Source organism: Bacillus sp. SRB_8, from assembly GCF_003264205.1.
Lineage (GTDB): Bacteria > Bacillota > Bacilli > Bacillales > Bacillaceae_G > Bacillus_A > Bacillus_A mycoides.
The window spans coordinates 34,773-47,582 of record NZ_NADT01000021.1 but is presented as its reverse complement, the minus strand read 5'-3'; the positions used below and the strand labels follow the sequence as shown (position 1 = coordinate 47,582).

The following is a 12,810-nucleotide window of genomic DNA, read 5'->3' as shown; positions in this document are numbered from 1 at the left end:
GAGGAAAAATAAAATGACAAAAAACATTCATGATGTTGCATATGAATTACAAAAAACAATCGCTGAAAACGAAGATTTCCAAACATTAAAAGCAAGCTACGCAGCAGTACAAGGAGATGCAGAGTCAAAGAACTTATTCGAAGAGTTCCGCGCGATGCAACTTGGCTTACAACAAAAAATGATGCAAGGCCAAGAAATCACTGAAGAAGACAACCAAAAAGCACAAGAAGTTGTAGCTCGCATTCAACAAGATGCAAAAATCACAAAGTTAATGGAAACTGAGCAACGTTTAAACATCGTTATCACTGACGTTAACAAAATTATCATGAAGCCACTTGAAGAATTATATAGCGCGCAACAAGCGTAATGATAGAAGACGCTCCTAGTATGGGGGCGTTTTTTTGTGTAGGAAATTTGATAGTCCTTCCACAAAAAAATCCCCTTCAAAATAGCCATGTGTTAGTGACTGTTTTGAAGGGGATATATGATGTATCTTTCAATTTCTCTTTTACATATATAATTACTTGTTGAAATACTCAGTTCTAATATTTTTTTCTTTCAAAAACTTTTCAATTTCTTTTTGCTTCCTACCATTAACTTTCTCAAAGCGTTTTGTAAAAGAAAAATCAGTTTTGAATAAGTTACCATCTTGCGCGATTTTGTCTAATTCGTGCTCTAGTTCTACTGAAAGTGCCGTAGATGCTGAAATGAATTCATACATTTCTTTCGAAGGTTTTTTGTAATCATCAGGGATCGTATTGTTACTAATAAAATCATGGAAATTCGCATCATTTTGTTGCGCTAAATCTACTAGTTGCTTTAATTTCTCTCGGTCGGATTCCGTGACATTCTCGTCAGACATAGATGATGAAAGTGGAACGATGTTTTCGTCTAACTCTCCGCTATAATCTAAATAAGTTTTTATATTTTGTTTCATTTCGTTTTCGTTAATCGTTTCATTCTTTTTTGAGGAAGTGAATATAGTTTCTGGAATTTTTATCGTTACATCTTTAATAGATTGCACATCGTTTTCTTCCTTAGGTTGTGCACTGTTTGAACAAGCTGATAGAAATAAAATTGTAAGTAACATGAGTAGATATAAAGTATACTTCTTCATTTTAATCTCCTTTTATATTCATTATTATCTTTGTAAAATAGCTATATTCCATTTCAAATACTTTACTAAAGTTGCGTATAGATGTTTTACCATTTGGTAAGATATGACGGATATGAGTAAACCGCTGCAAAAAGCGATGAACACATTATAAACATCGGAATAACTAATTTGATGAAATCCTTTAAAAAAGCCTAACCCTATTAATAAAATAGGTGAAATGATTAATAATGGAGTGGCAATGATAAGGGCTAGAAGAATCGGTAATAAAAAGAGTAGTACGAAAAAGGCGATAATGATAAAGGCAAAGTTTAAAACACTTAAGCTCATAACAGAAAATAGTGCGGTTATCATATTTTTGAAGCTTCGTTTATTGTCCGCGTTTTGTATTGCATAGGAAACATTAAGTTCTTTAGCAATAGTTTTAGGGTCTCCTAGTTTCCTGGAAATTTCTTCTTCAGATTTCCCATCCTGTTTAGCACTGATAAAATGAGTTTCATACTCTGAAATAATATCTTTCTTTTCTAAACTAGGCATATTCCGCAGGGAAGAACTAAGTTGTTCCAAAAATTCACTTTTGTTCATAACAATCACTTTCCTTTATAAAATGATGAATTACAGCTGAGAATCCTATCTTTTGAAAAGGGGGATACGAATTACAAAGTTCGTTCCAATTATTGGGCATTCCAATATTTACAAATATATCATTTAGTAGTGTTCTTTGCAAGGTACTATAATCTTATTAATACTGTGATTAGATGGGATTTTTTCGTGCATTTTTAGAGGAGATATAAAAATATTATTTTAGGATAAACAAAGGGTTGTAAGCGTATTCCTTAGAGGTTGTCAAAAAACTGTCAAATTCATATCGTTGGAAAAATAATGCATTTGTACTATAATGATAAACGAGATATATTACACTATGTTAATTAATGTGGTGAAGTATATAAAATTAAAATCTTTATTACACACATTATGAAATAAAGGGATGATTAGTTTGAGTACAGGTGTAAAAGCAACCGACGTGAAAACAAAAACAAAAGGAGCAGATCTTGTTGTTGATTGTTTAATTAAACAAGGTGTTACACATGTTTTCGGTATTCCAGGAGCGAAGATTGACTCTGTATTTGATGTACTGCAAGAAAGAGGACCAGAGTTAATTGTTTGTCGTCATGAACAAAATGCAGCTTTTATGGCAGCTGCTATTGGTAGATTAACAGGGAAACCGGGCGTATGTCTTGTAACTTCAGGACCAGGGACATCAAATTTAGCGACAGGTCTTGTTACTGCGAATGCGGAGAGTGATCCCGTTGTTGCTTTAGCTGGTGCAGTTCCGCGTACAGATCGATTAAAACGTACGCATCAATCTATGGATAATGCTGCATTATTCGAACCAATCACTAAATATAGCGTAGAAGTCGAGCATCCTGATAATGTACCAGAAGCACTTACTAATGCATTTCGAAGTGCTACTTCTACAAATCCAGGAGCAACACTTGTAAGTCTTCCGCAAGACGTTATGACTGCGGAAACGACAGTAGAATCTATCGGTGCGCTTTCTAAGCCACAGCTTGGAATCGCTCCCACAAATCATATTGAATACGTAGTAGAAAAAATAAAATCAGCAAAATTACCAGTTATTTTACTCGGTATGAGAGCAAGCACCAATGAAGTAACGAAAGCAGTTCGTGAGTTAATTGCTGGTACAGAACTTCCTGTTGTTGAAACATATCAAGCAGCTGGTGCAATTTCACGTGAGTTAGAAGATCATTTCTTCGGCCGCGTTGGATTATTCCGTAACCAACCAGGTGATATTTTACTAGAAGAAGCGGATTTTGTTTTATCTATCGGCTATGACCCAATTGAGTATGATCCGAAATTCTGGAATAAACTTGGCGATAGAACAATTATTCACCTTGATGATCACCAAGCAGATATCGACCATGATTACCAACCAGAGCGTGAATTAATTGGCGATATCGCTTTAACTGTAAATAGCATTGCGGAGAAATTACCGAAGCTTGTATTAAATACGAAATCAGAAGCAGTTTTAGAACGATTACGCTCGAAATTATCAGAGCAAGCAGAAGTTCCAAATCGTGCTTCAGAAGGTGTTACGCATCCACTTCAAGTCATTCGTACACTTCGTTCTTTAATTAGTGACGATACAACCGTTACATGTGACATCGGTTCCCATTCTATTTGGATGGCGAGATGTTTCCGTTCTTATGAACCACGTAGACTATTATTTAGTAACGGTATGCAAACGTTAGGTGTTGCACTTCCTTGGGCAATTGCAGCTACTTTAGTTGAACCGGGCAAGAAAGTTGTTTCCGTGTCAGGTGATGGTGGTTTCTTATTCTCTTCGATGGAGTTAGAAACAGCGGTACGTTTAAATGCGCCTGTTGTCCATCTCGTTTGGAGAGATGGTACATATGATATGGTTGCGTTCCAACAAATGATGAAATACGGTAGAACATCAGCTACAGAGTTTGGCGATGTTGATCTTGTGAAATATGCAGAAAGTTTCGGTGCAATAGGTCTTCGTGTCAATACACCAGACGAATTAGAAGGTGTATTGAGAGAAGCGTTAGAAGCAGAGGGTCCTGTCATTATTGATATTCCAATTGACTACCGTGACAACATTAAATTAAGCGAAAAATTATTACCAAACCAATTAAACTGATGGGGGCATGAGTGAGATGACTGTTGCGCAATTAATTGATATTGATGCAAAAAGAACGAAAATGAGTAATGAAGTATATCAAACATCTACAATGCTTGCGCTATTAGATGGTATATACGATGGTGTTATTAACTTTGAGGAACTGAAAGAACGTGGTGATTTTGGCATCGGTACATTTGATCAATTAGATGGTGAAATGATTGCGTTTGATAATGAGTTTTACCATTTACGTTCAGACGGTTCAGCGGAAAAAGTAGAACTGGAAGAAACAACACCTTTTGCGACTGTAACGTTTTTTGAAAAAGAAATGAGTTATACGGTAGAGCGTCCGATGAATCGTGAAGAAGTGGAAGCATTATTACATGAGTTAATGCCAAGTAAAAACTTATTTTACGGTATTCGAATGGACGGTACGTTCCGTGAAGTTAGAACGAGAACTGTTCCAAGACAAGAAAAACCGTATACGCCGCTCGTTGAAGTGACGAAATCACAACCGATTTTTTCGTTTAAAGATACAGAAGGTACGCTAGCTGGATTTTGGACACCAGATTATGCGCAAGGTATTGGTGTAGCTGGTTTCCACTTACATTATATTGATGATGAAAGAAGCGGGGGAGGACATGTTTTCGACTATGTTGTAGAAAACTGTACGATCCAAATTTGTCAAAAAGCTCATATGCATTTAGCACTTCCTGAAACAGCTGATTTTATGGCGGCGGAATTATCAAGAGAAAACTTAGAGAATGATATTGCGACCGCGGAAGGTGCGGAGTAAAAAGGAATCGAAATTATGTATTCTCTATATAAAGAACCGAAGTCTTGTTCAGGCTTCGGTTTTTTTCATTGATTTGCAATCTTCGAGTGAAATTCCCCTATCCAATTTCACTGCACCGCCTCATTATGTTTCTTTTGTAAAATGAAAACTCAATTTTGAAGCAAAAGAAATATAAATTTCTCTCCAAACATATACATCAAAAGGATAGGGGGGATATGATGGAAAACTCCATTACTATTAGTTTATGCATGATTGTAAAAGATGAAGAACAAACTATATCAAAATGCTTAGAATCGGTTAAAAGTGTTGTGGATGAAATTATTATTGTAGATACAGGTTCCACAGATGCTACAAAAGAAATTGTGAAGAAGTACGACGCGAAAGTTTATGATTTTCAATGGATTGAAGATTTTTCAGCGGCACGAAACTTTGCGTTTTCTAAAGCTACAAAAGAATATATTCTTTGGCTAGACGCAGATGACATAATAGATACGGAAGATATAAAGAAATTGTTGCAGTTAAAACATACGTTAAATCGTAGTACGGATGCAGTATCTATGAAATATTATTTAACTTTTGATATAGAAGGAAATCCAACACATTCTTTAAGGAGATATCGATTAGTCAACAGAAGTAAAAATTTTCAATGGTATGGATTTGTTCATGAATATTTAGAGGTGTATGGAAATCTTATAAATAGTGACGTAGGGGTAAGTCATAAAAAAGAAAAAGCATATACTAATCGTAATTTGAAAATATATGAAAAACATCTTGAGAGTGGAAAAGAGTTTAGCCCCCGCGATGTGTACTATTATGCAAATGAATGTAAGGATCACAGATTATTTGATAAGGCTGTTAAGGGGTATTCTAGGTTTTTAGATGAAGAAAAGGGTTGGGTTGAAGATAACATTCAAGCATGTTTAAAAAGAGCCGAATGTTATTTAGAATTGGGAGACTTAAAAAAATCTATACAGTCTTGTTTACAATCATTTACGTATGACACGCCTAGAGGAGAACTTTGTTGCCACTTAGGACGTGTATTTTTGCAACAAGGGGAATATTCTAAAGCGATATATTGGTACCATGCAGCAATTGACGGGCCACGACCAAAGGATTCGCCGTTTGTTCGAGAAGAGTGTCATACATGGTTGCCGCATATTCAACTATGTATTTGTTATGATCGAATAAAAGAATATGAAAAGGCAATTTATCATAACGAACAAGCTGCACTGTTCATACCTAATAATCCGAGCATTGAATATAATAGAAAATATTTTGATAGTTTATCGGAAAAATAATATTTAATAATACTAGATAATCATTTTGGCTGCTGAGAGGAGTTTGATTCATGCTCACAAGTATAATTATATTGACTCATAATCAATTACAGTATACAAAAGAATGCATCCAAAGTATTAGAACTTATACAGTGGAACAAGAGTATGAGTTAATAGTTGTGGACAACGCGTCAACAGATGGTACTGTAGAATGGTTACAAAAACAATCGGATATTATGCTAGTGGAAAATGCGGAGAATATGGGTTTTCCAAAGGGATGCAATCAGGGAATTAAAGAGGCAAAAGGTGACAATATTCTATTATTGAATAATGATGTGGTCGTAACTGAAAATTGGCTAAGCAACTTAATTCGGTGTTTATATGAAAGTAAGGATACTGGAGCGGTAGGGCCCATAACTAATAATGCCGCTTACTATACTGCTATACCAACCTTTTATAAAGATATTGAAGGAATGCAGAAGTTTGCAACTTTATATAATCAAAGTGATAAAGATAAATGGGAAGAACGTATGAAATTAATCGGATTCTGTATGCTTATAAAAAAATCAGTGTTAGATGAAGTTGGATTATTAGATGAACGATTTACACCGGGGAATTATGAAGATGATGATTTGTCACTAAGAATGTTTGAAAAAGGATATAAACTGTATTTATGTAAAGATACATTTATTCATCACTACGGAAGTGTCTCATGGAAAGAAGATAGTATGAAATTTTCTGTAGTTTTACATGCAAATAATATAAAATTGTATGAAAAATGGGGATTTTATGGTGAAAGTTTATACATTCATTATGATTTACTAGCAATTGTAGATCGATTTGCGCCTGATCAAGTGAATATTCTTCATATAGGAGCTGGATGTGGTGCAACTTTATTAGAAATGAAAAGGCGTTACCCGGCAGTTCCCATATTTGGAGCAGAAATTAATGAAAAAGCAGCAGCTCTTGCAAATAGGGTAGCTCCTACAACTTCTGCTGAGTATGACAAGTTACATGAGGTATTTACAGATGAAAAATTCCAGTACATTTTGTTATCACATCCTATTGAGCCAGCGAAATTACCGCAGGTCATACAATCTATGTCACAACTTTTAACGCCAACAGGAACTTTCATTATGTCGAAATTCAATTTGGATAATTATTATGCATTAAAAAAATAATGCTTTTAAGATTTTCTCTTTGGAGATGAGCTGTATTTGGCAATGTTGGAGGAACAACGGTTTCTTTTATAGAAACAAAACCGAAATCCGAGCCCGGATTTCGGCTTTTCGACGTGTGATGAATTACGAAAAAAGAGCTATCCTATAAGTTGGTTTCACTTACTTATAGGATAGCTTCTTTATTTTGAAACAAACGGATGCTTTTCATAATAAAACCGCCATGGATAGTGAACGGCTTCTTCTGCATAATCAATATTAATACGAGGGCCAGCTATTATGTTATGTGTGGATGATAAATGGTCTTCTTCAGGAACTAATTCAATATGTAACGTATCACTTTGTAATGATACGCCGCGCTCTTCTAAAGTGATTCCGAGCGCGCGGCATAGTTTTCCGGGGCCATTTGTTAAGTTTTTATACTGAGCTTTCGTAATGTCGGTTTTGTTGTAGCGCGCTAGTTTCATGTCTTCGATTCCATCTACAGGTTCAAGAGCACGAATGAGAACTCCTTGCGGGGTGCCGATTGGTGCTGTAATTACGTTAAAGCAATGATACATGCCGTAAATTAAATATACGTAAGCATGTCCGGGTGCACCGAACATTACTTCTGTTCGATCAGTCCGTCTGCCGCCGTAACTATGAGCGGCCTTATCATCTGGACCTTTGTATGCTTCTACTTCTACAATAATTCCGCTCCGCTTTATGCCGTCTACAATATGAACGAGTTTATGTCCGAGTAACTTCTTTGCGACCACTAATGTATCGCCTTCATAAAAAGAAGGTGGTGCCTGCATTGTACTATCTCCTTTGCCAGTTGTATATGTATATAGTAAACCAAATTTTCAGTAGTAATTCTAACTCGTTCTATTTACTACATTTATTTCATAAATTATGGATAGAGTACAACAGCGAAGAGGGGGAGTGCGACATGATTTATCGCTTACTAGCTCTTAATATAGATGGGACACTACTATACAACAACGGAAAAATCGCAAAAGGGATACGAGAAACAATTGAATTTGTGAAAAGAAAAGATGTATACGTTACATTATTTACGAATCGTAATTTTCAATCTGCTCATAAAATAGCGAAGGCGTTAAAATTAGATTCTATATTAGTTACGCATGGCGGTGCTTTCGTTTCAGCATCGTTAGATAAGCCGTTCGCTCAAAGGAGATTATCTGAAGAGAAAACCTTTAATATCGTGCAAGTGTTAGAGCATTTTGATTGTAATGTTCGCATTTCTCATGAACGATATTCAATTGGGAATCGTGAGAGAAATACACCAAACTTAATTGCGCGTACTGTATTATCAAGCGCAGATCCATTATTTTATCCGGTTCAATTTGTAGATTCGCTAGGGGATGCACTGCGTGATCATCCAGTAGCTGCGCCAAAAATTGATATTGTTTTCCATACGAAAGGTGAAAAAGAAAGAGGGATGAATACGTTAAGAAAGGCATTTCAAGATGTAGAGTACGTTGAGTGTGATGAAAGACGTATAGAAATTCTCCCTCAAAATGTATCAAAACTACGTGGTTTACAATTACTTGGGGAGCATTTAAATATTAACCTTAGTGAAATGGTTGCGATTGGAGATAGCATAGAAGACTTAGAGGTAATTGAAAATGTTGGGCTTGGGGTAGCGATGGGGAACGCTCCTGTAGAATTAAAGCAAGCGGCGGACTGGATTACACGTTCTAATACTGAGAACGGCGTAGAGTACATGATTAAAGAGCATTTTCGTAAGCAATTCCCGCTTCCTTTTTTAAAGAATCATAAACATACACCGAAACGATGAAAGAAAAACGTAGCTTTTTGGCTACGTTTTTTTGTCGACTTTATTTGAAAAGTTTAAATCAATATTCCAATAAGAAATGAAAGCGTTTCAGGCGAAGAATTGTGTCTGTAATCCATACAATTCACTTGAATACTTTAGAAAACTGTTGTAGAGTGGATGATGTTGCCAAAATAGTTACACCACATGAAATATTCTTCGAGTTAATTTTATTGAGCTCCCGTACGTAAAAACACTTCAGCATGTTAGTTTAGTTCACGTATTATCTCAAAAATGAATTGTAGTAGTTTCGCCAATTAGTTGTAGAGCTTCTTTGTTTTATTTAAATGGATTATTTGTAAATTAGTATGAATAGGTTTTAAGTACATCTGAAATGTACTTCTTGTTATAAGTTTTTGAAATTTGAAAAGGGGGAATGAATTTCTTGAGGAAATCATTAAGTCAAAAAGTAAAAAAGATATGCAGTAGTTTTATAATTATATTGTTAGTATGTATGAATTTTTTAATCCATTTACCGTATAAAGCGGAGGCAGCTACAACAGAATTAAAAGGTTTAGGCGATACATCTTATTATAACGCAATCATTTTTGGTGATCATAGTGCAACGAGTGCGGATATTGAGGGTGCGATGGCTGTTCAAAAGAACATGAACGCATCAAGTTATACAGTCGTAGCGGCTGCAACTGGAGCAAACAACTTAGCTGGAGCAACATGGAAAGATGAAGGATATCCATCATTATTACTAGGTGGTCAATTTACGAAAGCGGGAGCAGGACAAGTAATCATTCAAGATGGAACAGTGGCGATGACAAAAGATGGTGACCCAGAAGGTGCAATGAAGTCATCTTATGACCGTATCTCTTATAAAGAGCAAGCAGAGATTGATGCCAAGTTCAAAGAATTTAGAAAAGACGTTGATGGTGTAATTGGAGATGCGAGTCAATTACATACTGATAAACCAAAACCTAATATGAGTTTTGGCATCGGAGAGGATGTAAACAATCCTAATATTTATGTTTCTTCAGGCTTAACAGGAAAGAAAACATTTGATGTAAGAGATGTTTATCTTCCGAATGTAAATAACAAAGACTTTATTGTTATTTATTCAGACGCAGAAGAAGTGAATTTTGGTAGCGGTGCAATTTTGTACGATACGAAAAATACTGGGATGGCAACAGACTTAATTAATACATCACAAGCATATGATCCTAATTCACCTTTTACTGAGTTAGCTAGTAAAGTAATTTGGGCGTTTCCGAATGCTACAAAAATATCAACAAAAGGATATGGCGTAGTAGGAAGTGTGTTTGCTCCAAATGCTGTTGTAGAGACAAAGGGTGGTTCTATTAATGGACAAGCCTATGTTGGGGGATTACACCAAAGAGATGGGTTTGAGGTTCACAATTTTAAATTTAACTGGCCGAAATGGAAAAATCCATCAGTTGAAAAAGGAAATTTACAAATTAAAAAAGTTGATGCAAACGATGAAAACATTGTTTTAAAAGATGCAAAATTTGATGTTATAGACAAAGACAATAATGTTGTAGCTACTGTTACAACGAATGAAAAGGGTATTGCTGAAGTCAAGGATTTACCACTTGGTGACTATTTTGTAAAAGAAATAAGTGCACCAGAAGGATATATAAAAGTTGATACACCAGTAAAAGTAACAATTAATGGTACAAACGTAATTGAAATTGTTATGAAGAATACGAAAAAAGTAGAGAATGGTCAATTTAAATTGTTGAAAAAAGATAGTGAATCTGGTCAACTTCTACCAGGTGCAAAATTTGATGTTATAGATAAAGATGGAAATGTTGTTGAAACAATTATTACAGATGGTAAAGGTGCAGCTTTATCAAAACAACTTCCAGTTGGAACATATACATTAAAAGAAGTTGAAGCACCAAAAGGTTATGAACTATCATCTAGCTCAGTTCGTGTTGATGTAGCTGCTAATAAAACAGTGACTGTAGATGTGTTGAATAAAAAAATCGCTGAAAAAGCTACAGGCCAATTTGAAATCGTAAAAGTAGATGCGAATGATAAAACGAAGCTATTATCGGACGCAGAGTTTGAAGTGTATAAAGATGGTGAAAAGGTAGATACGTTACGAACAGATAAAACAGGTAAAGTAATATCTACGAAATTAGAACCAGGAAAGTACACATTAAAAGAAACGAAAGCACCACAAGGATATAAGTTGTTAAAAGAAGAAATTGAAGTCGTTGTGGAAGCAAACAAAGTAGTACAAGTACAAGTACAAGTAGAAAATGCGAAAGAACTAGGAAGCTTACAAGTAATCAAAAAGGATGCAGAGAGTGGAAAAGTTCTAGAAGGCGCGGAATTTAGACTGAAGAACGAAAGTGGTCAAGTAGTTGGAGAAGCGAAAACAACGAATAAAGATGGTGTTGTGACATTCGAAAACTTAGTGCCAGGTAAGTACACGTTAGAAGAAACGAAAGCGCCGGAAGGCTACAAAGCGGTAGAATTAAAAGTGGAAGTAAATGTTGTAGCAAATGAAGTAGTAAAACAGGAAGTAATGAACGAAAAAGTTCTGGGTCAATTTGAAATCGTAAAAGTAGATGCGAATGATAAAACGAAGCTATTATCAGATGCAGAATTTACTGTGTATAAAGATGGTAAAAAGGTAGCAGAGTTGAAAACTGATGAGAGTGGAAAAGCGATGTTACCGAAATTACCATTAGGTGAATACACAGTGAAAGAAACGAAAGCACCAGCAGGTTACAAGATTTCAAATAAAGAATGGAAAGTAACAATTCAAAATGAGAAAGAAGTAGTAAAAGTAGAGGCAGAAAATGAAAAACTCTTGGGCTCTCTACAAATTATTAAAACAGATGATAAAAATCAAGCGGAACGTTTAGCAGGCGCAGTATTTACATTGAAAGATGCTAAAGGAAATGTTGTAAAAGAAAAAATTACAACAGATAAGTCTGGAACGGTTAAAGTAGAAGGACTAGTACCGGGTGAGTATACGTTAGAAGAAACAAAAGCACCAGAAGGTTATGAGTTAACAAAACAAGTAATTCATGTAACAGTCGACGGTGAAAAAGTTGTTGATGTAAAAGTAACGAATAGTAAGAGCCTTGGTCAATTTGAAATCGTAAAAGTAGATGCAAACGATAAAACGAAGCTTTTATCAGACGCAGAATTTGAAGTGTATAAAGATGGTAAGAAAGTAGAGATGTTACGAACAGATAAAACAGGTAAAGTCATCTCTGGAAAATTATAACCAGGAAAATACACGTTAAAAGAAACGAAAGCACCAAAAGGATATAAATTACTAAAAGAAGAAATTGAAGTCGTTGTGGAAGCAAACAAAGTAGTACAAGTACAAGTAGAAAATGCGAAAGAACTAGGAAGCTTACAAGTAATCAAAAAGGATGCAGAGAGTGGAAAAGTTCTAGAAGGCGCAGAATTCAGACTGAAAAACGAAACTGGTCAAGTAGTTGGAGCAGCGAAAACAACGAATAAAGATGGTGTTGTGACATTCGAAAACTTAGTGCCAGGTAAGTATACGTTAGAAGAAACGAAAGCGCCGGAAGGCTACAAAGCGGTAGAATTAAAAGTGGAAGTAAATGTTGTAGCAAATGAAGTAGTAAAACAAGAAGTATTGAATGAAAAAGTGAAAGAAAAAATCACAGGTCAAGTAGAAATTACAAAGATAGATGCTAATGATACAGATAAAAAATTAGAAGGTGCAGTGTTTGAAATTCTGAAAGATGGAATAAAAATAGACACATTAACATCAGATAAAAATGGTAAAGCAACTTCGAAGAAACTGGAACCAGGAGATTACGTTTTAAAAGAAGTCCAGGCTCCAGAAGGATATAATTTATCTGATAAGGGAATTGAATTTACGATTTCTAATGAGAAAGTAGAAGTTATAAAGCTTCAAATTACCAATGAAAAAGAAACAGGAAAAGGTCCAGAGAAACCATGTGGAGAGACAGAAACA

The 12,810-nt window shown here is 35.3% G+C and carries 11 protein-coding genes and 1 pseudogene; 9 read left to right on the top strand and 3 right to left on the bottom strand.

What is annotated here, in order from left to right; genetic code table 11:
• The first annotated feature begins 13 nt into the window (after positions 1 to 13).
• Complete coding sequence (locus B5P40_RS20200) at positions 14 to 367, top strand: YlbF/YmcA family competence regulator (RefSeq protein WP_002125511.1); 354 nt, start codon at positions 14 to 16, stop codon at positions 365 to 367.
• Between the two features lie 153 nt (positions 368 to 520).
• Here B5P40_RS20200 and B5P40_RS20195 read toward each other — a convergent pair whose 3' ends face one another.
• Positions 521 to 1,117, bottom strand: a complete 597-nt coding sequence (locus B5P40_RS20195; protein WP_002188460.1) for an NDxxF motif lipoprotein — start codon at positions 1,115 to 1,117, stop codon at positions 521 to 523.
• 24 nt (positions 1,118 to 1,141) lie between these two features.
• Positions 1,142 to 1,699, bottom strand: a complete 558-nt coding sequence (locus B5P40_RS20190) for an HAAS signaling domain-containing protein (protein ID WP_002188462.1) — start codon at positions 1,697 to 1,699, stop codon at positions 1,142 to 1,144.
• A 412-nt stretch (positions 1,700 to 2,111) separates the two neighbouring features.
• Here B5P40_RS20190 and alsS point away from each other — a divergent pair, with 412 nt between their 5' ends.
• The 4 genes from alsS to B5P40_RS20170 all read left to right on the top strand — a co-directional run bounded on the left by alsS (position 2,112) and on the right by B5P40_RS20170 (position 7,033).
• A complete protein-coding gene (alsS, locus tag B5P40_RS20185) occupies positions 2,112 to 3,800 on the top strand; it encodes an acetolactate synthase AlsS (RefSeq protein WP_078176314.1) in 1,689 nt (562 codons plus the stop codon).
• A 16-nt stretch (positions 3,801 to 3,816) separates the two neighbouring features.
• Positions 3,817 to 4,575, top strand: a complete 759-nt coding sequence (alsD, locus tag B5P40_RS20180; RefSeq protein ID WP_113709746.1) for an alpha-acetolactate decarboxylase — start codon at positions 3,817 to 3,819, stop codon at positions 4,573 to 4,575.
• A gap of 218 nt (positions 4,576 to 4,793) precedes the next feature.
• A complete protein-coding gene (locus B5P40_RS20175) occupies positions 4,794 to 5,873 on the top strand; it encodes a glycosyltransferase (protein ID WP_113709745.1) in 1,080 nt (359 codons plus the stop codon).
• 50 nt (positions 5,874 to 5,923) lie between these two features.
• On the top strand, positions 5,924 to 7,033 hold the full coding sequence (locus B5P40_RS20170) for a glycosyltransferase (RefSeq protein ID WP_078176315.1): 1,110 nt from the start codon (positions 5,924 to 5,926) through the stop codon (positions 7,031 to 7,033).
• A 179-nt stretch (positions 7,034 to 7,212) separates the two neighbouring features.
• On the opposite strand, the gene B5P40_RS20165 is transcribed toward B5P40_RS20170, so the two are convergent.
• Positions 7,213 to 7,827: a DNA-3-methyladenine glycosylase gene (locus B5P40_RS20165; RefSeq protein WP_033729802.1), complete on the bottom strand. Its 615-nt coding sequence runs from the start codon at positions 7,825 to 7,827 to the stop codon at positions 7,213 to 7,215.
• A gap of 134 nt (positions 7,828 to 7,961) precedes the next feature.
• Between B5P40_RS20165 and B5P40_RS20160 the strand changes: the two genes are divergently transcribed.
• The 4 genes and pseudogenes from B5P40_RS20160 to B5P40_RS34395 all read left to right on the top strand — a co-directional run.
• Positions 7,962 to 8,834: a Cof-type HAD-IIB family hydrolase gene (locus B5P40_RS20160; RefSeq protein WP_113709744.1), complete on the top strand. Its 873-nt coding sequence runs from the start codon at positions 7,962 to 7,964 to the stop codon at positions 8,832 to 8,834.
• 421 nt (positions 8,835 to 9,255) lie between these two features.
• Positions 9,256 to 12,084, top strand: coding sequence for a SpaA isopeptide-forming pilin-related protein (locus B5P40_RS20155; protein ID WP_258402165.1), 2,829 nt, complete (start codon positions 9,256 to 9,258; stop codon positions 12,082 to 12,084).
• A gap of 12 nt (positions 12,085 to 12,096) precedes the next feature.
• A pseudogene (locus B5P40_RS34400) lies at positions 12,097 to 12,462 on the top strand (MSCRAMM family protein); the annotation flags it as partial.
• Positions 12,463 to 12,477: 15 nt separating this feature from the next.
• A partial coding sequence (locus B5P40_RS34395) for a prealbumin-like fold domain-containing protein (protein ID WP_483296263.1) occupies positions 12,478 to 12,810 on the top strand: 333 nt, incomplete at its 3' end.